Genomic DNA, 22,738 nt, shown 5'->3' with positions numbered 1-22,738 from the left:
GGGGCGCGGCCGCGGGGTCCACTAAGGACGGTTAACCTACCGGAAACACGCGGACACATACTGCTGTCAAAGAGAATCGATCGGTGGAATTCCGGCCTTCGCGGTTAACGCCGGACGCCCGGGAGCCGACATAGCTGTCGAGTGTCCCTCCCGAATCCCCGAGCCGTGAGAGCGATGAGCACCGAAACCGTCACCACAGTCCCCGCCCCGTCCCCCGCGAGCCCGCCGACCGTGCCCTGCACGGTGGTGTGGTGCACGGGCCGCCCCTACGTCCTCGAAAGCTCACCCGGCCGGTCGCGCTGGATGGGTACCGACGACCGCGGCCGCCCGGAGGCGCTGAGCAGCGCCGAGTTGCAGCGCCGCGGGTGGAGCTACCGACGCGCCGGGCGGGCGAGGGCATAGCCCCGCGCACTAGGCTGAGCGGGTGAGTAGCACGCCATCCGAACCCGGTGCCGTCCGTGAAGAACCGTCGCTGGCGCGGCAGCTCCTCATGGTGCCGAACCTGATCTCCCTGCTCCGGCTCGCCGGCGTCCCGGTCTTCCTCTGGCTGCTCCTGGGCCCGAAGGCGGACGCGTGGGCGCTGGCGTTGCTCATCTTCAGCGCACTGACCGACTGGCTCGACGGCAAGCTCGCCCGCTGGCTGAACCAGATGAGCAGGCTGGGCAGGCTGCTGGACCCCGCGGCCGACCGGCTCTACATCCTCGCGACGCTGATCGCCTTCCTGCTGCGCGACATCATCCCCTGGTGGGTGGTGGTGCCGCTAGTGCTGCGCGAGGCGGTGCTCGGCGTGTGCGTGCTGCTGCTGCGCCGCGGCGGGTTCTCCCCGCCGGAGGTCACCTACATCGGCAAGGGCGCGACCTTCGTGCTGATGTACGCCTTCCCGTTCCTGCTGGTCACCCAGGGCGGCTCCGACCTCGCCGCGTTCGCCCGGCCGGTCGGCTACGCCTTCACCGCCTGGGGCGCGGTGCTGTACGTCTGGTCCGGCGCGCTCTACGTCGTGCAGACCGTGCGCGCGCTGCGATCGCCCGCGCCGACCAGCCCGGTGTGAGAGGACGTCTGGACACTGTCGCTGTGGCCCCATGCTGAAGCCTCGGGCGCCTGTCCTGCGAAGCCGCCTACCCTCCACAAAGGACGGAAAATCGGCCCATTCGCCCGTTTCATACCTCCACGACCGTTTCATGCGTGCCCCTGAAGGCCACCATGACAGCGTTAAACGCCGTGAAGGCTCCCATCAGGGCACACGGCAAGCCTGGGGTGGCGACTGAAGGGGACTTCCCTCGACTCAGGCGCCAAACTGGACGACGTGACATCAGCTTCCGGACGCCTGCTGAGACACGAGCGGCGGCGCGCGGACGGGGATGCGAGACTGCGCGCACCGAATTCTTGGCGAGGGCACCAGAAAGGGGAGCGGCGTTGTCCACTCCAGAAGAACTGCGCTACACCGAAGAGCACGAGTGGATCGCCACCCGCGACACCGCGCTGGTCCGGGTGGGCATCACCGAGTACGCGCAGGACCAGCTCGGTGACGTCGTGTTCGTCGACCTGCCCGAGGTGGGCAGGCATCTCGGCACCGGCGACGTGTTCGGCGAGGTCGAGTCGACCAAGAGCGTCTCGGAGTTGTTCGCCCCGTTGGACGGCGAGATCGTCGCGGTCAACGACGCGGTGTCCGAATCGCCCGAGCTCATCAACAGCGATCCCTACGGCGAGGGCTGGCTGATCGAGATCAGGCTCGACGACCCGGCCGGGCTCGAAAGCCTGCTCGAGGCCGAGGCTTACCAGGCACTGATCCAGGGCTGAACCACCGCTCCGGCCGGATCACCGCTGGCCGGAGCGGTGCCCACGGCGTTGGGGTGGCCCGGGGGTCCGGAAGCGATCAGACACGGTACGTTGGCATCTACACGTTCTTGAGTTATGGCAACATCATGCGTTAGGAGAGCTCAGGTGAGCACGAACGACGGGCCCGGCGTTCCCCCGGAGCAGTCTCCGGAGCGGACCTCTGTCTTCCGGGCCGACTTCCTGGCCGACGTCGAAGGTCACGAGGCGCCTCCGGCGGCTGAAGCCCCGGTTCAGGGTGTGGACGCCCTGCCGGCCGGCTCCGCACTGCTGGTGGTGAAGCGTGGCCCGAACGCGGGTTCTCGTTTCCTGCTCGACCGCGACACGACCAGCGCGGGACGGCACCCGGACAGCGACATTTTCCTCGACGACGTGACGGTTTCGCGCCGGCACGCCGAGTTCCGCCGCGAGGGTGGCGAGTTCGTCGTCATCGACGTCGGCAGCCTCAACGGCACGTACGTCAACCGCGAGCCGGTCGACCAGGCCGTGCTCGCCGGTGGCGACGAGGTCCAGATCGGCAAGTTCCGCCTGGTCTTCCTGACCGGTGCCGGGCAAGGGGCGTAGGGGACACAGTGACGGCGGCCGGGCGGCCACAGCGCGATGGGTTGAGCATCGGGGCCGTACTGGCGCAGCTGCGCGGTGACTTCCCCGATGTGACCATCTCCAAGATCCGGTTCCTTGAGGCGGAAGGCCTGGTCCAGCCGGGCCGGACCCCCTCGGGGTACCGGCAGTTCGCCGCGGCGGACGTGGAGAGGCTTCGCTTCGTGCTGTCCGCCCAGCGGGATCACTACCTGCCACTGAAGGTGATCAAGGAACAACTGGACGCGGCGGACAGCGGCGCCGAGCCGCCGGAGTCCGGTCCGAAACCGCCCAGGAAACTGGTCTCGCTCGGCACGTCCGGCGAGCACGGTGGCCTCCCGGTCCCGGAAGACTTCGAGACCGACCGGGAGATCCGCCTGACCCAGGAGGAGCTGCTCGCCCAGGCGGGGGTCGACACTGAGACGCTGGCCGAGCTGCAGCAGTACGGTCTGGTCCGCCCCGGGCCCGCGGGGTTCTTCGACCCGGACGCGGTCCTGGTGGCGAAAACCGTGAAGGCGATGCTGGAATTCGGTATCGAGCCGAGACATTTGCGAGCATTCCGGGCCTCGGCCGATCGCGAGGTCGGACTGCTGGAGCAGATTGTGACACCGGTGTATCGCCACCGCGACGCGGACTCGAAAGCACGCGCCGACGAGGTGGTCCGCGAGCTCGCGGCGCTGTCGGTGACGCTGCATACGCTGCTGGTCAAGGCCGGGATACGAGGCGTCACCGGCGGCTGAATGCGACCGGCGCGGTAATTCGTTTGTTTCACCACAGGTCAATGTCTGAATGTTCGACGCGGTATGCCGTACCGTGAGAGCAGGGTTTGCCGCGAGCGAACCAGTTTGTCCGGACAACGAGCACAGCGCTCGGATGGCGGGTAGCGTCGACGGTGTCGATGCGGGGTCGTCGTGACAGCGCTGCAGCCCGTGTGCACGAGAGGGAGGCGAAGCCCGATGAGCGAGATGCGCGTCGTCGGTGTGCGGGTCGAACTGCCCGCGAATCAGCCGATCTTGTTGCTGCGGGAAACCGAGGGCGAGCGGTACCTGCCGATCTGGATCGGCTCGGTCGAGGCCACCGCGATCGCCTTGGAGCAGCAGGGAGTCCGTCCCGCCCGCCCGCTCACCCACGACCTCCTCAAAGAGGTCATCGGCGCGCTGGGCCGGGAACTCGAACAGGTCGTCATCACCGACCTGCGTGAAGGCACGTTCTTCGCCGAACTGGTCTTCGACGGTGACATCCGGGTCTCCGCCCGCCCGAGCGACTCGGTCGCCCTGGCGCTGCGGATCGGCGTCCCGATCCACGCGGTGGACGCGGTGCTCGAAGAGGCCGGTCTCATCATTCCCGACGAGCAGGAGGACGAGGTCGAGAAGTTTCGCGAGTTCCTCGACTCCGTCTCACCGGAAGACTTCCGCGGCGCCGATACATAACCAACCACAAGCACCGCGAAGCGGCTGCGGGCTCCGGCCCGCAGCCGCTTCACTTTTTCTGGGGTGCGGTGGCCCGCTCGAACAGGTCCGCCAGCTCCTTGCCGTAGTTCTCCAGATCGAGCTGAGGGTTCGCCGCGTACTGCGCCGCCACCCCGTCGATCGCCTGCGCGACGGACATCGCCATGACCTCGGGGGAGAACGTCCCGAACGCCCCCTCGTCCTGACCCTGCTTGAGCTGGCGCGACAAGCCGCCCACCCGGAGCTGGTCGACCATCGGCCCGGTCAGGTACCAGCCGTCCTCGTCCTCGGCGTTGGCGGCCATTTCGACCAGTACCTTGGTGCATTCGGGGTAAGCCCGGAGGAACTCCACCGACGTCTCGATGTGCGCTCGCAGGTTCCCGGCCCGGTCGCCGGGGTCGACCCGTCCCCGCGTCCGCTCCCGCAGGAACTCGGCCTTCTGCTCGGACACCGTGCTGACCACGGCCTGCATCAGCCCGGCCTTGTTGGTGAAGTGGTAGGAGATGATCCGGGTGCTGCTCAACCCGGCGCGTTCCTTGATCCTGGTGAACGTGGTCTTGCGGTAGCCGACGTCCGCGATGGTCCCGATGGTGGCGCCGATGATCTGCGCCCGCCGGGCGGCTTCGGTGACGCTGAGGCCGAGCTCGGCCTGGAGCGATGGAGTTACTTGCATGAGTAAAAATTAACACAGCTGAGTAAAAAGGCGCAAGAAGGCGGCCGAAGGGGCGACGGATCGGCCGGAAGCCTCAAGATGAGCTTGAGGCTCGCCGCGCGTCGCGTTGACCGGCCCCCGTTACGCGTTTACCGTCAATAGCGGTAAATCGCTACGGTGTGATTCGGCCATCTGGGGCACGGTCGTGGCGGTTCATCCCCAGCTGAACCCGTCAGGGGAGCACTGGGCTTGTTTTCGCCGGCCGCCTGGTCGGGCGAGGGGAGGCATAGCGTGGTCGAGGCTGGCAGTCCTGAAAAGCAGCCTGTTCAGGTCGCCGACGGTGAACAGGGTGAACTGTTCCCGGACTCCTCCCTGCCCGACGAGCTGGTCGGCTACCGGGGCCCGGCGGCCTGTCAGATCGCCGGGATCACCTACCGGCAGCTCGACTACTGGGCCAGGACGAAGCTGGTCGCGCCGAGCATCCGCACCGCGCACGGCTCCGGTTCGCAGCGGCTGTACTCGTTCAAGGACATCCTGGTCCTGAAGGTGGTCAAGCGCCTGCTGGACACCGGAGTGTCGCTGCAGAACATCAGGGTCGCGGTCGATCACCTGCGCCTGCGCGGCGTCCGTGACCTGGCCAGGGTGACCCTGTTCTCCGACGGGACCACGGTGTACGAGTGCACCTCGCCGGAGGAGATCGTCGACCTGCTGCAGGGCGGGCAAGGCGTGTTCGGCATCGCCGTCAGCGGTGCGATGCAGGAGATCAGCGGCACCATCCACGAGTTCCAGGCCGAACGCGCCGACGGTGGCGTGGTCGAAACCGCCGTCCCCGACGAGTTCACCCAGCGCCGCAACGCGCGTCGCACCGGGTGATCAACGCCCGTCGCGGGCGGCAGGGTAAGGTCTGAAACGCAGTCGACGAATCCACGCGGGAGAGTCCGAGCCGCGACCATGAGCTCGGCGCCGAAGGAGCAAGTCCTCCCCGGAACCTCTCAGGCACCCAGGACCGCGTGGATGAGACGCCTCTGGAAAGTGGGTCGGCAGGTCACAGCCTGCAGGCCCCGCCGACGGTGCAAGCCCGGCTCAACACACGGGTGAAACTCTCAGGCGCCCTCTTCGGGGGCACGGACAGAGTGGGGAGGGCCAGGACTCACCGTCCTCGGCCCACCCCCACCCTCCGGGAGAGCACCGATGGCCGTACGTCCTTCCCTCGCAGCGCTGGAGAACGGCCTGCCGTTCGCGGACCGGCACATCGGGCCCGGTGAGGACGAACTCGCCCGCATTCTCGAGGTCATCGGCGTCGCTTCGCTCGACGAGCTCGCCGACCGGGCCGTTCCCGCGTCGATCCGCGAGTCCGCCGTCCCGCTGGAGCTGCCGGAGCCCGCCACCGAAGCCCAGGCGCTCGCGGAACTGCGCGCGCTGGCCGCGCGCAACCGGCCGATGGTCCAGATGATCGGCCTCGGCTACCACGACACGGTCACTCCGCCGGTGATCCGCCGCAACGTGCTGGAGAGCCCGGCCTGGTACACCGCATACACGCCGTACCAGCCGGAGATCTCGCAGGGCCGCCTCGAAGCGCTGCTCAACTTCCAGACCATGGTCGCCGATCTCACCGGCCTGCCGGTCGCCAACGCGTCGATGCTCGACGAGGCGACAGCGGCGGCGGAGGCGATGACGCTGGTGCGCCGCGCGGGCCGGTCGAAGTCGGCGAGGTTCGTCGTCGACGAGGACTCGCTGCCGCAGACCATCGCGGTCCTGCGCACCAGGGCCGAGCCGCTGGGCATCGAGATCGTGCTCGCCGACCTGTCCCAGGGCCTCACCGGACTCGGCCTCGGCGGTGACTTCTTCGGGCTGTTGCTGTCTTACCCAGGTGCCTCCGGGGCGGTGCGCGAGTACGAAGGCGTGATCGCGGAGGCCAAGGCACTCGGCGCGGCCGTGGTGATGGCGGCGGACCCGCTCGCGCTCACGCTGCTTCGCTCGCCGGGCGAGCTGGGCGCGGACGTCGCGATCGGCTCGACCCAGCGGTTCGGCGTCCCGATGGGCTTCGGCGGCCCGCACGCGGCGTACCTGGCCGTGCGGCGGGGACTCGAGCGGCAGCTGCCGGGGCGGCTCGTCGGCGTCTCGGTCGACGCCGACGGCGCTCCCGCGTACCGGCTCGCCCTGCAGACGCGCGAGCAGCACATCCGCCGGGAGAAGGCGACCAGCAACATCTGCACCGCGCAGGTCCTGCTGGCGGTGATCGCCTCGATGTACGCGGTGTACCACGGCCCGGAGGGTTTGCGGACGATCGCGAACCGCGCGCACCGGATGGCCACGGTGCTGGCCGCCGGGCTGTGCGAAGGCGGGGTGGACGTCCGGCACGGCGAATTCTTCGACACCGTGACCGCGGTGGTTCCCGGCCAGGCCGCGGCCGTTGTCGCGACGGCGCGGGAGCTCGGGGTCAACCTGCGGCTCGCGGACGAGGACACCGTCGCCGCGGCCTGCGACGAGACGACCACGCGCGAGCATCTTTCCTTGGTGTGGAAGGCGTTCGGCGTCGCGGTGTCCGATGTGGACGCATTGGACGCGGACACCGCCGACGGTGTCCCGGTGGAGCTGGTGCGCACCAGTGAGTACCTGACGCACCCGGTCTTCTACGCGCACCGCTCGGAGACGGCGTTGCTGCGGTACCTGCGTTCGTTGTCGGACAAGGACGTCGCGCTGGACCGGAGCATGATCCCGCTCGGCTCCTGCACGATGAAACTCAACGCCACGGCCGAAATGGAGCCGATCACCTGGCCGGAGTTCGCCGGATTGCACCCGTTCGCCCCGGCTGAGGACGCCGCCGGTCTGCTCGGCATCGTCGCGGACCTGGAAACCTGGCTCGCCCGCCTGACCGGGTACGACGCCGTGTCGCTGCAGCCGAACGCGGGCAGTCAGGGCGAGTTCGCCGGGCTGCTGGCGATCCGCGCGTACCACCGCGGCCGCGACGACGGCGCCAGGGACGTCTGCCTGATCCCGGCCAGCGCGCACGGCACGAACGCGGCGAGCGCGGTGATGGCGGGGATGCGGGTGGTCGTCGTGCGGTGCGACGAGGGCGGCAACATCGACCTCGGGCACCTGAAGTCCACTGTGGACGAACATGCGGCCGACCTGGCCGCGATCATGATCACCTACCCGTCGACGCACGGCGTGTACGAGGACACCGTGCGCGAGGTGTGCGGGCTGGTCCACGACGCGGGCGGGCAGGTGTACGTCGACGGTGCGAACCTGAACGCGCTGATCGGGCTGGCGCAGTACGGGAAATTCGGCGCCGACGTCTCGCATCTCAACCTCCACAAGACCTTCTGCATCCCGCACGGGGGCGGTGGTCCCGGCGTCGGGCCCATCGGCGTGCGCGCGCACCTGGCGCCGTTCCTGCCGAACCACCCGCTGCAACCGCTCGCCGGCCCGGAAACCGGGGTCGGACCGATCAGCGCGGCGCCGTGGGGCAGCGCGTCGATCCTGCCGATCTCCTGGGCGTACATCCGCATGATGGGCGCCGAAGGCCTGCGCCGCGCGACGCTGACCGCGGTGGCGAACGCCAACTACATCGCTAAGCGGCTCGGCGAGCACTTCCCGGTGCTCTACGCCGGGCACGACGGGCTGGTCGCCCACGAGTGCATCCTGGACCTGCGCGGGCTCACGAAGCGCACCGGCGTCACCGTCGACGACGTGGCGAAGCGGCTGGCCGACTACGGCCTGCACGCGCCGACCATGTCGTTCCCGGTCGCGGGCACACTGATGGTGGAGCCCACCGAGAGCGAGGACCTCGCGGAGCTGGACCGGTTCTGCGCCGCGATGATCGCCATCCGGGGCGAGATCGACCGGGTCGAGGCGGGGGAGTGGCCGCTGGCCGAGAGCCCGTTGCGCAACGCCCCGCACACCGCCCGGTGTGTCACCGGCGACTGGGATCGCCCGTACAGCAGGGAAATCGCGGTGTTCCCGGCCGGGTTCACCGCGGCGAAGAGCTGGCCGCCGGTGCGGCGGATCGACGGTGCGAGCGGTGACCGCAACCTCGTCTGCTCCTGCCCGCCGCCGGAGGCCTTCGCGGGCTGAGCGCCGCCGTAATTCGGTGGACACCCACTGCCCGGCTTGGTGGGATCGGGACGATGTCCGGTCCACGCCCAAGGAGCTGCTGAGTGTCCACTGGAGACACCTCTTCCAACGAAGTGTCCATCGACGCCGCGCTCGTGAGGCGGCTGGTCGCCGGTCAGTTCCCGCAGTGGGCTGAGCTTCCCGTCGTCCGGTCCGGCGCCCAAGGCGTGGACAACGCGACCTACCGGCTGGGCGCGGAAATGTCGGTGCGCCTGCCGCGGTACGCGAGGTGGGAGGGCCAGGTCGAGCGGGAGCAACGATGGCTGCCGCGGCTGGCCCCGCACCTCCCGCTCCCGGTTCCCGTCCCGCTCGCCCAGGGCGTGCCCGCCGAGGGCTACCCGTTTCCGTGGTCGGTCTACCGGTGGCTCGAAGGTGAGCGTGCGGATCCGGCCGGTCTCGTCGATCCGTCCGGGGCGGCGGCCGACCTCGCCGGGTTTCTGACCGCCCTGCAAGGGATCGACGCCGCGGACGGCCCGCCGCCGGAGTGGAGCAACGGCTTCCGCGGCGTGCCGATGGCCGACGAGCGGGACTCCGCGGTGGTGGAGGCCCGCATCCGGCCCAGGATCGCGGCGCTGGCTGGCCTGGCCGACACCGGCGCGCTGACCGCCGTGTTCGAAACGGCGCTGGCGGCCCCGGCGTGGCACGGACCGCCCGTCTGGGTGCACGGCGATCCGGCCCCGGCCAACCTGCTGGCCGTGGACGGCAGGCTCAGCGCCGTCATCGACTTCGGCACCCTGGGCGTCGGCGATCCCGCGTGCGACCTGATCGCCGCGTGGACCCTCCTGCCAGCCGAGGCCAGGGGCGTCTTCCGCACGGCCTTGTCGATCGACGACGCGACCTGGGCACGCGGCCGGGCCTGGGGCCTGAGCGCGGTACTGCCCGCACCGGCCGAACTCTCGTCTGCCGACCCCGCCCGTGCGGCCCGCGCCCGCCACCTGCTCGACGACCTCGTCACCGACCACCGACTCTCCTGATCGCCCCTGAAGGCCACCTTCACGGCGTAAAACGCCGTGAAGGTGGCCTTCAGGGGCAGTCAGGCCGGACGCCAGTGGCCGCGGTGCACGACGTCGTCAACGCCTCGGCGGCGTTGCTCGACCCGGGGGCTCTGCGGTGGGACGTCGGCCGAGCGGTGGCCGACAGTGATCCCGCCGAGAGGTGCGTACTGCGCCGGGATGCCGAACTCGGCGCGGAACGGGTCGAGGTGCTCGGGCATGATCCCGAAGAAGCAGGCGTCGAGGCCCTCGTCCACGGCGGTCAGCAGCATCATCAGCGAGGCCATGCCGGTGTCGACGAACCAGTACGGCGCGGGCCAGCGGGCCTCGGCCCGGTCCTCCCAGCCCTTGTCCGGCTCGGCGTACCGCTCCAGGTAGGTCTGCTTGTGAGCCAGGGGCACGACGACCAGCGGCGCGTCCCGCATCGTCGGCGTGTCCTCCACCCGCTTCGGTACGAAGGGCCAGAAGCGGGCCCTGTCGGCGGGCTCGGTCAGGGCGAGAAACGCCCAGCCCTGGGAAAAACCCGCCGACGGGGCCCGCAGCGCGCTCGCCAGCACCCGCTCGACGACCTCGGGTTCGAGCGGCTGATTCGTGTAGTGGCGCACCATCCGGCGCCGCCGGACCACCTCGGAGAATTCCATGGGGCCACCGTACCGAGCGCGCTCAGCCGGGCAGCTTGTCCAGGAAGCCGTGGACCTGGGCGATCCGGCCGTCCTCGACCACGATCACGTCGAAGCCGATCGCGAGCGGCTCCTCGGCCCCGGGTGCGCCGAGGTGCCACTGGAACCGGGCGAGGTCGTGGTGCGCGTCGACCGCCCCGGGCAGGCTGAAACCCAGCCCGGCGAACTGGGCCTGCGCTCCGGCGATGAACTGGTCGATGCCGTCGTGCCCGCGCACCTCGCCCAGCGGGTCGGTGTAGCGGGCGCCCGGGGTGAACACCTCGCCGATCAGCGAGCGGCGGGCCGTCGCGCCGGTCTCGTTCCAGACGGCGATGTAGCGTTCGGCGATCTGCTGGACGTCGGACATGGTCGAACCTCTTTCGCTTGGGGGGTAACGCTTTCGGTGCTGGGGACAACCTTGGCCGAGCGGGCGCGGCCCGTCGATTACGTCGGAGGTAATGGCCACGGCTCCGGCACCCCCGTAGCGTCGCGGGGGTGACGATGACGCAGAACGCCGCGCTGACCAGGCAGCGCCCGGTGGGCGAACTCCTGCGGGAGTGGCGCGACCGCCGCCGGATCAGCCAACTCGATCTCGCGATCTCCGCCGACATCTCCACCCGGCACCTGAGTTTCGTCGAGACCGGTCGCTCCCGGCCGAGCCGGGATATGGTGCTGCGCCTCGGGGAACACCTCGAAGTGCCGTTGCGCGAACGCAACCAGCTGCTGCTCGCGGCGGGCTACGCCCCGGCGTACACCGAGAGCGGCCTTGACGATCCGGAACTCGCGCTGGTCCGCCAGGCCGTGCGCCAGCTGCTGACCAGCCACGAGCCGTACCCGGCCGCGGTGGTCGACCGGGGGTGGAACCTGCTCGACGCGAACGCCAGCCTCGGGGTGCTGACCGATCGGGTGGCGCCGGAGCTGCTCGTGCCGCCGGTGAACGTGCTGCGGGTGACGCTGCACCCCGACGGGATGGCGCCGTTCGTGCTCAACCTGGGGGAGTGGCGGGCGCATCTGCTCGGCAGGTTGCGGCGTCAGGTCGCGCAGACGGCCGACCCCGTGCTCGTCGCCCTGCTCGACGAGCTGCGGGCCTATCCGTGCGACCAGCCGGTGCCCGAGGTCGAGGTGCCTGGCCCCGGCGACATCATCGTCCCGCTGCGGCTGCTCCACGACGGCGTCGAGCTGACCTTCTTCAGCACCGTCGCCACCTTCGGCACCCCGCTCGACGTCACCCTCGCGGAGCTGGTGATCGAATCTTTCTTCCCGGCCGACACGGCGACGGCGGACCGTCTGCGCGAGCTGCACGGGCGGGCAGTGGGATGATCTGGCGCAGGAACCCGGTACGCAGCACCGACTCGACTTGAGGACCTCCGCCCATGGACACTCCGCCTTCCCTCGTCCTGAACAACGACGTCGCACTACCGCAGGTCGGCTTCGGGGTCTGGCAGGTGCCCGCCGACGACACCGCGAGGGTCGCCCTGACCGCGCTCGAAGCGGGCTACCGCAGCATCGACACCGCTGCCTCGTACGGCAACGAAGCGGGCGTCGGCGAGGCGATCCGGACCTCCGGCCTGCCGAGGGACGACGTATTCGTCACCACGAAGCTGGCGAATCCCGACCACGGCTACGACGCGGCGCTGCGCGCGTTCGACCGGAGCCTGGCCGAGTTGCGCCTCGACCGGCTCGACCTCTTCCTGATCCACTGGCCGCTGCCGAAGCGCGACGACTACGTCGAGACCTGGCGCGCGCTGGAGAAGCTTTACGCGGATGGCCGGGTGCGCGCGATCGGCGTGTCGAACTTCCACCCGCCGCACCTGCGGCGGCTGCTCGCCGAGACGGACGTCGTCCCGGCGGTCAACCAGATCGAGCTGCATCCCAGGCTGCCGCAGGCCGAGCTGCGCGAGGTCCACGCTGGGCACGGGATCGTCACCGAGGCGTGGAGCCCGCTGGCCCAGGGCACGTTACTGGCGGATCGGACCGTCAAGGCGCTGGCCGCGAAGTACGGCAAGACCGGGGCACAGCTCGTACTCCGGTGGCACCTGCAGCTCGGCACGGTGGCGATCCCGAAGTCGGTGACGCCGTCGAGGATCCGGGAGAACCTGGAGGTGTTCGACTTCGAACTGGCCGAAGACGACATGACCGCGCTGGGCGAGCTCGACGACGGCACCAGGACCGGACCGGATCCGGACACCTTCGACCCCGACTGAGTCAGCCGGGCGGCACCGGGGTCAGGACTTGATCCCGGCGTTCGCGAAGTCGGTCTGCTGGGTGGGCTGCTCGAGGTACTCGCGGAACGCCTGCGAGGCCCGCTGCTGGATGTCGTCGTCGGCGCCGGTGCCAGCCAGGCCGATGAACGGGTAGTCCGCGGAGCGGGCCGACGCCACGGACTGCGGGGCCGCCCCGACGATCTCGGGCTTCTTCGAGGTGAGCTCGCTGACCCAGTAGGACGATTCCGGCAGCCAGGCGGCGGGCTGCCCGCCGATCGCGGCGATGTTCGTCCGGCCGACCAGCGCGTCCAGCACCTGTGACGAAGGCGCGGCATCGATGCTGACCTGGATACAGTGCCCGTGCACGACGGTGACCGCCTGATTCCACCTCGTGGCGGCCTGCTCGAGCGGTTTCTGCGCGCTGGGGGTGACCACGACCCTGATCGCGGTGTTGCCGTCCGCGCAGCCGCTGGCCTGCGCCTCCGCGCGGTTGTTCAGCACGCCGTCGGCCCAGTTCCAGCCGAAGATGCCGAGCCCGACCAGCGCGACGAGCACCGCGCACGCGATCGGCCATTTGGCGATGCGGCGGCGGGGGGCCTTCTTGGCGACGATCCGGTGCGATCCAGTGGTCTCGCCGCGGCCTTCGTAGCGTTTCGGCGGGTCGAGGGGATGCGGCACCGGCTCGTCGGCCAGAGTGTGTCGCCCCATCGGTGTCCTTTCGCGACGCGCTTGCTTGCGGTGAGTGTGCAACGAAACCGTAACCACTCTAACAGGGGAACGACATCTCGGAAATATTGCAACTCACAGTTAATCGATTACTCCACTGGTGATTTTTCCCGGCTGAACCCACAGTCGCCTTAACTTTCAACGCGGTTCCCGCGGTTGTCGACAGAGCGTTGTCAGCCGCTCTCTCAGAGCGCGGCTTCCGGGGTTTCGCCGGTCATGCCCTGACGTGGGTGCCGTCGCGCACGGTGCCCACGTATTCCTCGACGAGGTCCTCCAGCGCCACCACACCGACCGGGTTGCCCGCGGTGTCGAGCGCGCGCGCCAGGTGGCTGCCTTCCTTGCGCATCGCCGACAGGGCGACGTCCAGTCGCGAGTCGGCACGCAGCTCCGTCAGCGCTCGGGTCTTGCTGGCCGGCACGATCGACGCCGGGTCGTCGCCCACCTGGTCCAGCACGTCCTTGACGTGGATGTAGCCGGTCAGGTCGCCGTCGTCGGCGCACACCGGGAACCGCGAGAAGCCGGTGGAGTACACCGCGCGCTCGACGTCGCCCAGCGTCGGCTTGCAGGGCAGCGTGGTGAGCTGCGCCGTCGGCACCAGGACGTCGGCGACCGTTTTCTGCACCGACGACAGCGTCTTGCTCAGCCGCTGGTGCTCGGACTGCTCCAGCAGGCCCTCCCGGCGCGACTCGCTGAGCAGCTCGGCGAGTTCGTCGGAGGTGTACGCCGTCTCCAGCTCGTCCTTCGGCTCTACCTTGAGCAGCCGCAGCAGTGAGTTGGCGACGAAATTCAGCAGCCAGATGAACGGGTTCGCGAGCTTCACCCAGCCGACGTGCACCGGGACCAGCCACAGCGCGAGGCGCTCCGGTTCGGCGATCGCGAGGTTCTTCGGCACCATCTCGCCGATCAGCACGTGCAGCACGGTGATGAACGCCAGCGCCAGCGCGAACGAGATCGCGTGCAGCAGCACGTCCGGGATGCCGACCAGCTCGAAGAACCCGGACAGCCGGTGCGCGATCGCCGGCTCGCCGAGGCGGCCGAGCAGCAGCGAGCAGATCGTGATGCCCAGCTGAGCACCGGCGAGCATGAGCGAGACGTGCTTGCTCGCGTTGATGACGATCTTGGCCCGGGTCTTGCCCTGGTCGAGCAGTGCCTCGAGCCGGTCCCGGCGCGACGAGATGAGGGTGAACTCGGCGCCGACGAAGAAGGCGTTGGCCAGCAGGAGCACGACCACCAGGAAGATGTTGAACCAGTCGTTCATCGCGCGGGCTCCGGTTCCTGCTCGGCGGCCGCCGCTTCGAGCGCGGGCTCGGCGCGCCGCACCTGGACCTCGGCGATGCGGTGCCGGTCCATGGTGGTCACGGTGAGCCGCCAGTCGTCGACGTCGGTCGCGTCGCCGGGGGCGGGGATCTTGCCGAGCCGCTCCAGGATCAGGCCCGCGATGGTCTCGTAGTCGCCGTCGGGCATCCGGAAACCGGTGAGGTCGGTGATCTCGTCGGCTCGCAGCTGCCCGGACACCAGCCAGCTGTCGGCGCCGAGCTGCTGTGAGGCCGGGGCCTCTTGGCCGTCGTGCTCGTCACGGACGTCGCCGATGATCTCCTCGACGACGTCTTCGAGGGTGACCAGCCCGGCGGTGCCGCCGTACTCGTCCACCACGATGGCGAGCTGGAAGCGGGAGTCGCGCAGGCGGTTGAGCAGGGAGTCGCCCGGCAGTGATTCGGGCACCGTGGGGATCGGGCGCATCACCGAGCCGAGCCGCACCGTGGCCCGTTCGGCCGCGGGCACGGTGAAGGCCTGCTTGATGTGCACCGCGCCCTGCACGTCGTCGAGGTCCTCGGTGTACACCGGGAACCGGGAGAACCCGGTCCGCCGGGAGATCTCGACGAGGTCGGAGATCGTGTCGTCCACGGTCAGCGACTCGAGCTGCACGCGCGGGGTCATCAGCTCCTCCGCGGTCCGCTCGCCGAAGCGCAGGGACTTGTCGAGCAGCTCCGCGGTCGAGGTGTCGAGCGTTCCGCGCTCCGCGCTGGACCGCACGATCGAGCCGAGTTCCTGCGGAGAGCGGGCGGAACGCAGTTCCTCCTGCGGCTCCACGCCGAACTTGCGGACCAGGAAGTTGGCGCTGTTGTTCATCAGCGTGATGAGCCAGCGGAACAGGGCCGAGAACCGGGAGTGGTACCCGGCGACCGCGCGCGCCGTCTCGAGCGGCCTGGCGATGGCCAGGTTCTTCGGCATCATCTCGCCGAGGATCATCGACAGCGAGGTCGCGATCAGGAGCGCGAGCACGACCGACCCGCCTGCCGCGAAGCCCTCGGACGCGCCGAAGAGACCGAACAGCGGGCGGACCAGGCTACCGATCAGCGGCTCCGCCAGGTAACCGGTGACGAGCGTGGTGATGGTGATGGCCACCTGCGCGCCGGAGAGCTGGAAGGACAGCGTGCGGTGGGCCTTCTGGACGGTCAGCGAGCGCTTGTCGCCGACCTGGCGCACATTCGCGTCGATCGTGCTGCGTTCCAGCGCGGTCAGGGAGAACTCCGCCGCCACGGCCAGGCCGGTGCCGATGGTCAGCAGGAGGAAGAGCAGGACGCCGAAGACGGCGAACAGGATGTCGATCATCGGGCACCGGCCTCGAAGGCACGGGGGATGTCGACCGGGCCGCGGAGAGCGGCCAAGGGGGAGCCGGGGCTGTCACCCGGCTCGATACTGTCACCAGGTGACTGCGCGTCGCGCACGAAAGGAGTCACTCCTCAGAAGGAAAGCGGTTGTACAGGGGTTTTGCCGCAATCTTAACGTGTCCTCGCCGCCGATCGCGGCCACTCCCTGTGTCGCCGGACTCACCGGGGCGTCCGGCCGAGCAGCGCGACCAGGCGCGTGGGCGCGTCCGCGTACCGGGGGACCGCGACCGGCGGGGCGAAGAAACCGATGCCCTGCCAGGCGTCGATCTGCGGCCTGAGCTCGGTGATCAGCCGGTCGGCGAGCGCCGGGCCGATCGGGTTGGCGGCGCCGCCCGCCCTGGCCAGGTCCCAGCCGTGCACCGCGAGGTCGGCCGTCATCTGCCAGCCGTAGTCCTCCGCCGGGATCAGGCCGGTGGACACGTGCACCGTCGCGCGCAGCGCGCCGGGCCGCAGCCACGCGGCCCTGGCGGCGCCGGAGGCGGAGGTCCAGGCGTCGAGGGGGTCGGGTCCGAGCACGTCGCCGTCGAACCGGCCGCCGACCTCGTCCAGTGTCGACCCGCCGAGCAGGGGCGGCGCCCAGAGTTGCTCGGTGACCAGGTGATCGACGAGGGCGCGGACGGTCCATTCGGAGCACGGCGTGGCGCGCTCCCAGTCCTCGGGGCCGACCGCGCGCACCGCCCGGTCGAACAGCTGCAGGGCTTCGCCGTGGGCGTCGAGAAGTTCCACGCGCACAGTTCAGCACGGTGCGGCGCGGGCCGCACGGTTTCAGGCGGGGTGAGTCGTCCCACTGCCGACCCGGTGGCGCCGGACGGTCTCCTCGACGAGATCGAGCACCGGGCCGAGGTCGTCGCCGGGCAGGCCCATCGCCAGATGTGACACGAGTCCCTCCAGCACGAGTTCGAGGAACGCGGTGAGGACGTGGACGTCGACGTCGTCGCGCAGCTTCCCGGCCTCACGCTGGCGCAGCAGCCGCTGCCGGGTCGCGACGGTCAGCTGCTCGGACCGTTCCGCCCAGCGGGCCCGGAACTCGGGGTCGGTGCGCAGCCGCCGCGAGACCTCCAGCCGGGTGCCCAGCCAGTCGGCGGGGTGCTCGCTGCGGTTGACCAGCAGATCGCGCATGACCTGGACGAGGCCCTGTTCGGCGACGACGTCGGCCATCCGCACGGCGTCGTCCTCGGCCAGCGCCAGGAACAGCGACTCCTTGTCGCGGAAGTGGTGGAAGATCGCGCCGCGCGACAGTCCGGTCGCTTCCTCGAGACGGCGTACAGTGGCACCTTCGTAGCCATAACGGGCGAAGCACACCCGCGAGCCGTCGAGGATCTGGCGCCGGCGTGCGTCGAGGTGATCCTGGCTGACCCGTGGCATCCTGAGATCCTGACACCGACCACCGGGGTAATGCAATCCGTACGTACGTACTGTGACCGGGTGGGTCAACGGCACGGGACCGGCGGTTCTGCTGACACGCAGTGGTGGCCTTGGCTACTCTTTGCGCAGCGCGTTGTGCGGGAGCTGAGGGGAAGGTGCGGGCGTGTTCATCGGCGAAGCGGAACAGGCCGCGCACACGGTCTGGGGTGAGCAGCCCCCGGTGTTCGGCGGCGCCACCGGGGGCGGCGGCCGCTTCGAGATGGACGCCCATGAGCTCGATTCGGTGATCGGGCTGTGGGAGGACCAGCTCAAGCTGATCACCGAGGACGGCCTGAAGATCAGCGGGATCGTCCGCCTGCTCAAGTCGCCGGGCAAGGACGTCGTCAGCAGCGGTTACGTCACCTCGGGCGCCAGCTCCCTGCAGTCCTTGCAGGACCAGAACGACTCCATGAAGGCTTACGTGACCGGGTACATCCGGAAGCTGCGCGAGGCGAAGACCGCGACGGCGAAGACCGACCAGGCCGGCGCCGAGTCCTTCACCCAGGCGACGTGACCGTGCCGGGCGCACTGCTGCGCGGCTCACTGACGGCGGCTGCCGCGCTCGGGCTCGTCGCGTGTTCGGGCACGAACTCCGGCACCGCGACGCCGGCTCCGAGCCCACCGGCGTCCACCTCGTCCCGGAACCCGGACGTGCCCAGGGTGGCCCGCCCGCTGACCGTGTCGGCCTACCAGTCCGATCCGTGCGAGACCGTGCCCCCGGCGGCCATGGCCGCGCTCCGGTTCACCGCACCGGGTGAACCGCGGGTCGGGCAGTCGGCTTCGGAGAAGGCGGGTCCGGGGTGCGCGTGGATCGGCGCCGACGGGCTGAGCGTGCTCCTCGTTCTCGAGACCGGGAACCAGGCGGCCGGGATAGGCGGGCTCACCGGCCAGTACACGGCGAAGGGCTCCGGCCAGCTCGGCTTCCTGGAGCCCGCCCCGGCGGTCGACGGGTATCCGGCGGTGTATTCGGACCTGAGCGACCGGCGGCCGAAGGGCGACTGCACCCTCGTCGTCGGGATCGCCGACGACCTGGTGTTCTCCGCCGGGACGTCCGGTTTTCAGGGGCAGCAGGACTCGTGCGCCGCCGCCGGGCAGGTCGCGGCCGCCGTGCTCAAGACGCTCAAGGGGGCTTGAGATGGACGGCAAGCAGATCTTCGAGAACTTCACCGAGGGCGACACCCGGGGACTGCGCGACGCCGCGGACGGCGTCAGCGACCTGTCCTCGTCCTACCTCGAGCGCGCGCAGAGCATCAAGGCGTTGCAAGACCGGATGAAGCAGGCCTGGACGGGCAGCGGGGCGGACGCGGCCAACGCCGGCGCGGGCCCGCTCGAGCAGGCTTTCGCGCAGACCGCGACCCCGCTGGACATGACCAAGGCCTCGGTGGACCTGCAGGCGTCGAGTTTCGACAGCTCCGGGCACGCTGTCGTGCCGGTGCCGCCGAAGCCGGAGTCGCCCAGCCCGTGGACCACCGGGCTGAAGGCCGCGATCCCGCTGGCGGGGCCGTTCATGGCGGCCGGCGACCTCAGCTCGTACCAGGACAGCGTCACCAAGTACAACGCCGCGAACGACACCAATGTCCGGGTGATGGACCAGTACAGCAACTCCACCGATGGCACCCGGTCCGTGCTCCCGGCCGACTTCGGGGTGCTGAAGTCCGACGGCGCCCCGATCGCGCTCAAGACGCCTTCGGCTCCCGGGGCGGTCGGCGGCCCGCCTGTCACGACCGTGCCGTCGAAGGGCGGCGGCGGGTCCGGCGAGCAGACGTCGTCCAGCGGGTACGTCCAGCCGGGACAGGGCCTGACCAGCGACGGCTCGTCCGGTGGGTCTTCCGGTGACGAGACCGGCGGGCACACGAAGCCGACCGGCGTGGTGACACCGCCGGTCCGATCCGGGCCTCGCGCCGACCGCACCCTGCCGGTCGGCGGCAAGCTGGGCGTCGGTCCCACCCCGCCGCCGACGGACGTCCTGCCGACACCGGGACGCGGCCAGGCCGACCAGGACGGCCCCGGCTTCGGCACCGCCGCCACGGGCGGGCGCGGGACGAGTGCCGGTGGCAGGCCTCTCGACGGCGAAAGCCGCGTGACCGGCGAAAGCGCGCGTGGCCAGGATACCGCCAAGGGATCCGGTCTCAGCGGGGCAGCAGCTGCTCGGGACGGCGTTGTGGCCCGTGCTCGTGGCGGGCAGCCGGGTCCGCTGGGCGCGGCCGGGCGGACCGCCGAGGGCGAAGAGGACGCCGAGCACCAGCGGCCGGACTTCCTGATCGAGCCCGATCCCGACGCGGTGTTCGGCACCGATCAGCGGACCAGTCCGCCGGTCATCGGCGAGTAGGGAAAGGCTGAACGTGGTGACAGGCCGGGTCGACGTGCCCGTGGAGGCGCTGGTCGCGCTGGCCGAGCGGGAACAGGTCGGCCAGCTGCACGTGACGCTGCGACCGGAGCCGTTGTGGCTGTCCGCACAGGACAAGGCCGAGGCGGACAAGCGCGTCGACGAGGCGCTGTCCGTGGCCGGGCTGGTCGACGAGCGTGGCCGGACCACGGTCGACTTCCTCGACTGGCTGCCGCTGCTGTCGAAGCCCTCGGTGGAGTACTACGGCTGGGTGCGCACCGGCGGCCGCACTTACGGAATCCTCGCCGCCGCACGCGGCCTGCAGGCGGTGCTGGCGGTGTCGGGCGGGAACTTGGGCGGGAACTCGGTCGGAAACTTGGTCGGAAACTTGGTCGGCATCCAGGCGATCGACCGGCAGCGGCTGGTCGAGGAGCTGATCGGCCAGCTGCCGCCGCTGCGGGCCGGCGGCGGCAACCCGCGCACGGTCCTGGTCTCCGACCTTGCCCGCACCGCTGAGCTCGGTGACGACGCGTACCCGCTCGATCCCGCGCTCGCCGACGTCGTCAGCCTGGTCCAGCGGCCCGTCGAAGGCAGCGGCGAGCTTTACGCGGGCCGCCGCGACGACGTTGGCAGGCACACGTTCCTCCGGCAGCCGCTGCATTTCGCGGACACCGACTGGGGCCGCTACCTGAGTTACACCACCGGAACCGGGCCCGACGAGGCCATCCACCTCGCCCCCGCGACCCCGGCGGCGCTGGCCAAGACCCTGCGCGAGCTGGCCACCACCGACCTCTGACGGAAAGCCCCTGAAGGCCACCTTCACGGCGTTTTACGCCGTGAAGGTGGCCTTCAGGGGCAATCGGGGGCTGTCAGGGAATCATCAGGGCCGGTTCGCCCTCGGGGGCCAGCGCGTCCTGGGTGCGCGCCGCGCGGGTGGTCGCGGCGAGCTCGTGCCCGGTGACGCGGGGTGCGATGCGGTCGAGGTTCCACTGGCTCAGCAGGAGCGCGACCTTGGACTGCATCTCGGTGCGCAGCCGCAGGAAGGAGTCCGCCGGGTCCGCCCCGACCTCCCCGAGCAGCAGCCACCACGCCCAGGCCGCCGCACCGGCGTTGGCGACGAAGTCCGGGATGACCGGGATGTCCCTGGCGGTCAGCGCCACCTCGGCCTCGGGGGTCGTCGCCGCGTTGGCCGCCTCGATGACGACCTTCGCGCGGACAGCGCCCTGGTTGTCCTCCCGCAGTGCGTACGAGATCGCGGCGGGCACGAGGATGTCGGCCTCGATGCCGATGATGGCGTCGCGGGGAAGCGTGCGGACGCCCTCGGGCAGCCGGGTGCGGTCCACTTCGCCGAACTGGTCGCGCAGCTCCAGCAGCGCCGGGATGTCGAGTCCTTCGGGCTGGTATAAGGTGCCCGCCGCGTCCGCGACGGCGACCACGCGCATCCCGGCCTCGTACAGGTACCAGGCGGCGCCACCGCCCATCGTGCCGATGCCCTGGATGGCGACCGTCGTGTCGGCCGCGGCCCATTCCCAGGCCGCGCCGACCCCGAGGCAGGCCTGCGCCACGCCGTAGCCGCCGACGACGTCGCCGAGCAGCAGCCCACCGGGAACCGGGGCGTTGAGGCCGGCCTGCACCCGGCGCAGGGTGCGCTCCGGATCGGCCGAACGGCGGATCGCCGCATGGTAGGACTGCTGCAGCCCGAGCTTCTCGAACACCGCGTCGATGAGGTGCTGCGGCACGCCGAGGTCCTCGGCGGTGACCCAGTGGTTGTCGATCCACGGGCGCAGGAACGAGCAGAACCGCTCGAGCACGCCGAAGGCCCGCGGGTCCTTGGGGTCGAAGTCGACGCCGCCCTTGGCCCCGCCGACGGGCAGGTTGAAGGTGGCGGTCTTGTTGGCCATGCCCCTCGCCAGGTCCTCGACCTCGGTCATCGTGCAGCCGGCGCGCATCCGGGTGCCGCCGGTGGCCACGCCGGAGACGAGGGTGTGCACGACCAGGTAGCCCCGCGCGCCGGTGACCTCGTCGGTCCACGTCAGCCTCATCAGCGGTTCGGCGTTCTGCACTGTCATCGGGGCACCCACCTCCAGTAGCCAGGAGCCGGCCTCGCGACCGGCCCGACCGAGCGTGCGCCACCACCAGGTCGCGCGTCCAGTTACCGAACCTGCACGATGTTGTTTAGGGTTTGTGCATGGAGCTTTCGTTGCACCGCTTACGGATGCTCCGCGAACTGCACCGCAGGGGCACGGTCACGGCCGCGGCGGCGTCACTGCACTACACCGCGTCGGCGGTTTCGCAGCAGCTCGCGCAGCTCGAACGGGACGTCGGGGCCAACTGTTCGAACGGCTGGGCCGCCGTGTCCAGATGACCGAGCTCGGGGTGCTGCTGACGGAGCACGCCGAGGAGATCCTGAGCTCGGTCGAGCGGGCGACCATGGCGCTCGAAGAGGCACAGGAGACGGTTTCGGTGCGGCTCACCGCGGGGGTCTGGGCGTCCGTGGCCTCCGGGCTGCTGCCGAGGGCCCTCACGGCGCTGGCCGCCGACCATCCCGGCATCCAGGTCAAGACCCGGGAGCTGGCGCCGGAGGACACGGCGGACGCGGTGCGTGACGGGACGCTCGACTTCTCCTTCGTCATCGACTACTCGGACGCGTCGATGCAGTGGGACAACGGGTTGGAGCGGGCGATCATCGCGGTCGAACGGTTGCACGCCGCGGTGCCGTCCGGCGCGGTGCCCTCGGGCAGTGCCTCGCTGCTCGACCTGGCGGAGCACCCGTGGATCCTGGCGAGCGCGAAGAGTCATTTCGGGCGCGCGGTCCGCACGGCCTGCCTGCGCAACGGGTTCGAACCGAAGATCAACCACGAGGTCGAGGAACAGTCGACGGCGATGGCGATGGTCGCCGCCGGCCTGGGCGTGACCCTGGTTTCGGACCTCGGGCTGACCCTGCGCCCGCCGGGGATCGACGTCGTGGCGCTCACCACTCCGCTGCTGCGGACCGTGTCGATCGCCTACCGCACGACGGCGCTGCGCCGCCCGGCGTTGAACCTGGTCATCGAGGCGGTGCGGGCCGCGGCGGCCGAACTCGGCCTGGGCGCGGAATCCGCTTTGCCCTGATCAGGGTGTTCTTACG

General features: G+C 70.3%; 24 protein-coding genes, 1 pseudogene and 1 riboswitch. Of the genes and pseudogenes, 16 read left to right on the top strand and 9 right to left on the bottom strand.

Features of this window, described 5'->3' with window-relative positions; all coding sequences use genetic code 11:
- Positions 1-174 precede the first annotated feature (174 nt).
- The 6 genes from QMK34_RS32650 to QMK34_RS32625 all read left to right on the top strand — a co-directional run bounded on the left by QMK34_RS32650 (position 175) and on the right by QMK34_RS32625 (position 3,842).
- Positions 175-402 carry a hypothetical protein gene (locus QMK34_RS32650; protein ID WP_326418499.1) on the top strand — a complete coding sequence of 76 codons (228 nt, stop codon included), beginning with the start codon at positions 175-177 and terminating at the stop codon, positions 400-402.
- Positions 403-490: 88 nt separating this feature from the next.
- Complete coding sequence (locus tag QMK34_RS32645) at positions 491-1,048, top strand: CDP-alcohol phosphatidyltransferase family protein (RefSeq protein ID WP_326418503.1); 558 nt, start codon at positions 491-493, stop codon at positions 1,046-1,048.
- Between the two features lie 365 nt (positions 1,049-1,413).
- Complete coding sequence (gene gcvH, locus QMK34_RS32640) at positions 1,414-1,797, top strand: glycine cleavage system protein GcvH (RefSeq protein WP_326418498.1); 384 nt, start codon at positions 1,414-1,416, stop codon at positions 1,795-1,797.
- A gap of 144 nt (positions 1,798-1,941) precedes the next feature.
- Positions 1,942-2,397: a glycogen accumulation regulator GarA gene (gene garA, locus QMK34_RS32635; RefSeq protein ID WP_326418497.1), complete on the top strand. Its 456-nt coding sequence runs from the start codon at positions 1,942-1,944 to the stop codon at positions 2,395-2,397.
- 8 nt (positions 2,398-2,405) lie between these two features.
- Positions 2,406-3,152: a transcriptional regulator FtsR gene (gene ftsR / locus QMK34_RS32630; RefSeq protein WP_326418496.1), complete on the top strand. Its 747-nt coding sequence runs from the start codon at positions 2,406-2,408 to the stop codon at positions 3,150-3,152.
- 216 nt (positions 3,153-3,368) lie between these two features.
- Positions 3,369-3,842, top strand: coding sequence for a bifunctional nuclease family protein (locus QMK34_RS32625; RefSeq protein ID WP_326418495.1), 474 nt, complete (start codon positions 3,369-3,371; stop codon positions 3,840-3,842).
- Between the two features lie 49 nt (positions 3,843-3,891).
- On the opposite strand, the gene QMK34_RS32620 is transcribed toward QMK34_RS32625, so the two are convergent.
- Complete coding sequence (locus QMK34_RS32620; protein WP_326418494.1) at positions 3,892-4,533, bottom strand: TetR/AcrR family transcriptional regulator; 642 nt, start codon at positions 4,531-4,533, stop codon at positions 3,892-3,894.
- Positions 4,534-4,803: 270 nt separating this feature from the next.
- On the opposite strand from QMK34_RS32620, the gene QMK34_RS32615 reads away from it, so the two are divergent.
- The 3 genes from QMK34_RS32615 (at position 4,804) to QMK34_RS32605 (ending at position 9,602) form a co-directional block, all read left to right on the top strand.
- Entirely contained in the window at positions 4,804-5,385 is a 582-nt protein-coding gene (locus QMK34_RS32615) for a MerR family transcriptional regulator (protein WP_326418493.1), read from the top strand.
- Between the two features lie 46 nt (positions 5,386-5,431).
- Positions 5,432-5,531: riboswitch (glycine riboswitch) on the top strand.
- 172 nt (positions 5,532-5,703) lie between these two features.
- Positions 5,704-8,589: an aminomethyl-transferring glycine dehydrogenase gene (gene gcvP / locus QMK34_RS32610; protein ID WP_326418492.1), complete on the top strand. Its 2,886-nt coding sequence runs from the start codon at positions 5,704-5,706 to the stop codon at positions 8,587-8,589.
- Between the two features lie 83 nt (positions 8,590-8,672).
- Positions 8,673-9,602, top strand: a complete 930-nt coding sequence (locus tag QMK34_RS32605; protein WP_326418491.1) for an aminoglycoside phosphotransferase family protein — start codon at positions 8,673-8,675, stop codon at positions 9,600-9,602.
- A gap of 59 nt (positions 9,603-9,661) precedes the next feature.
- Here QMK34_RS32605 and QMK34_RS32600 read toward each other — a convergent pair whose 3' ends face one another.
- Both QMK34_RS32600 and QMK34_RS32595 read right to left on the bottom strand, forming a co-directional pair.
- On the bottom strand, positions 9,662-10,261 hold the full coding sequence (locus tag QMK34_RS32600) for a nitroreductase family protein (RefSeq protein ID WP_326418490.1): 600 nt from the start codon (positions 10,259-10,261) through the stop codon (positions 9,662-9,664).
- Between the two features lie 22 nt (positions 10,262-10,283).
- A complete protein-coding gene (locus tag QMK34_RS32595; protein ID WP_326418489.1) occupies positions 10,284-10,646 on the bottom strand; it encodes a nuclear transport factor 2 family protein in 363 nt (120 codons plus the stop codon).
- Positions 10,647-10,780: 134 nt separating this feature from the next.
- On the opposite strand from QMK34_RS32595, the gene QMK34_RS32590 reads away from it, so the two are divergent.
- Positions 10,781-11,599, top strand: coding sequence for a helix-turn-helix domain-containing protein (locus tag QMK34_RS32590; protein ID WP_326418502.1), 819 nt, complete (start codon positions 10,781-10,783; stop codon positions 11,597-11,599).
- Positions 11,600-11,652: 53 nt separating this feature from the next.
- The gene (locus QMK34_RS32585; RefSeq protein ID WP_326418488.1) at positions 11,653-12,483 is read left to right on the top strand and encodes an aldo/keto reductase; all 831 of its coding nucleotides are present in this window, start codon (positions 11,653-11,655) and stop codon (positions 12,481-12,483) included.
- A 21-nt stretch (positions 12,484-12,504) separates the two neighbouring features.
- On the opposite strand, the gene QMK34_RS32580 is transcribed toward QMK34_RS32585, so the two are convergent.
- From QMK34_RS32580 to QMK34_RS32560, 5 genes are all read right to left on the bottom strand, one after another.
- On the bottom strand, positions 12,505-13,191 hold the full coding sequence (locus QMK34_RS32580; RefSeq protein ID WP_326418487.1) for a hypothetical protein: 687 nt from the start codon (positions 13,189-13,191) through the stop codon (positions 12,505-12,507).
- 232 nt (positions 13,192-13,423) lie between these two features.
- On the bottom strand, positions 13,424-14,467 hold the full coding sequence (locus tag QMK34_RS32575) for a hemolysin family protein (protein WP_326418486.1): 1,044 nt from the start codon (positions 14,465-14,467) through the stop codon (positions 13,424-13,426).
- On the bottom strand, positions 14,464-15,822 hold the full coding sequence (locus QMK34_RS32570; protein WP_326418485.1) for a hemolysin family protein: 1,359 nt from the start codon (positions 15,820-15,822) through the stop codon (positions 14,464-14,466). The genes QMK34_RS32575 and QMK34_RS32570 overlap by 4 nt, the downstream gene beginning before the upstream one ends.
- Before the next feature lie 218 nt (positions 15,823-16,040).
- Positions 16,041-16,607: a TIGR03086 family metal-binding protein gene (locus QMK34_RS32565; RefSeq protein WP_326418484.1), complete on the bottom strand. Its 567-nt coding sequence runs from the start codon at positions 16,605-16,607 to the stop codon at positions 16,041-16,043.
- A gap of 39 nt (positions 16,608-16,646) precedes the next feature.
- Positions 16,647-17,246, bottom strand: a complete 600-nt coding sequence (locus tag QMK34_RS32560) for a TetR/AcrR family transcriptional regulator (protein WP_326418483.1) — start codon at positions 17,244-17,246, stop codon at positions 16,647-16,649.
- 163 nt (positions 17,247-17,409) lie between these two features.
- On the opposite strand from QMK34_RS32560, the gene QMK34_RS32555 reads away from it, so the two are divergent.
- Genes QMK34_RS32555 through QMK34_RS32540 form a run of 4 tightly spaced genes read left to right on the top strand, consistent with a single transcriptional unit; the run spans position 17,410 to position 20,407 of the window.
- Complete coding sequence (locus tag QMK34_RS32555) at positions 17,410-17,799, top strand: hypothetical protein (protein ID WP_326418482.1); 390 nt, start codon at positions 17,410-17,412, stop codon at positions 17,797-17,799.
- Positions 17,796-18,419 carry a DUF3558 domain-containing protein gene (locus tag QMK34_RS32550; protein ID WP_326418481.1) on the top strand — a complete coding sequence of 208 codons (624 nt, stop codon included), beginning with the start codon at positions 17,796-17,798 and terminating at the stop codon, positions 18,417-18,419. The genes QMK34_RS32555 and QMK34_RS32550 overlap by 4 nt, the downstream gene beginning before the upstream one ends.
- A 1-nt stretch (position 18,420) precedes the next feature.
- Positions 18,421-19,614 carry a hypothetical protein gene (locus QMK34_RS32545; protein WP_326418480.1) on the top strand — a complete coding sequence of 398 codons (1,194 nt, stop codon included), beginning with the start codon at positions 18,421-18,423 and terminating at the stop codon, positions 19,612-19,614.
- 7 nt (positions 19,615-19,621) lie between these two features.
- Positions 19,622-20,407, top strand: a complete 786-nt coding sequence (locus QMK34_RS32540) for an ESX secretion-associated protein EspG (RefSeq protein ID WP_326418501.1) — start codon at positions 19,622-19,624, stop codon at positions 20,405-20,407.
- 73 nt (positions 20,408-20,480) lie between these two features.
- On the opposite strand, the gene QMK34_RS32535 is transcribed toward QMK34_RS32540, so the two are convergent.
- Positions 20,481-21,680, bottom strand: coding sequence for a Glu/Leu/Phe/Val family dehydrogenase (locus QMK34_RS32535; protein WP_326418479.1), 1,200 nt, complete (start codon positions 21,678-21,680; stop codon positions 20,481-20,483).
- 119 nt (positions 21,681-21,799) lie between these two features.
- On the opposite strand from QMK34_RS32535, the pseudogene QMK34_RS32530 reads away from it, so the two are divergent.
- Positions 21,800-22,722: pseudogene (locus QMK34_RS32530) on the top strand (LysR substrate-binding domain-containing protein).
- Positions 22,723-22,738: the final 16 nt, after the last annotated feature.

This window comes from Amycolatopsis sp. H20-H5, assembly GCF_035828755.1.
GTDB lineage: Bacteria > Actinomycetota > Actinomycetes > Mycobacteriales > Pseudonocardiaceae > Amycolatopsis.
Note: the sequence above shows the minus strand (reverse complement) of the source record. Positions and strands in the feature narration are given on the sequence as shown.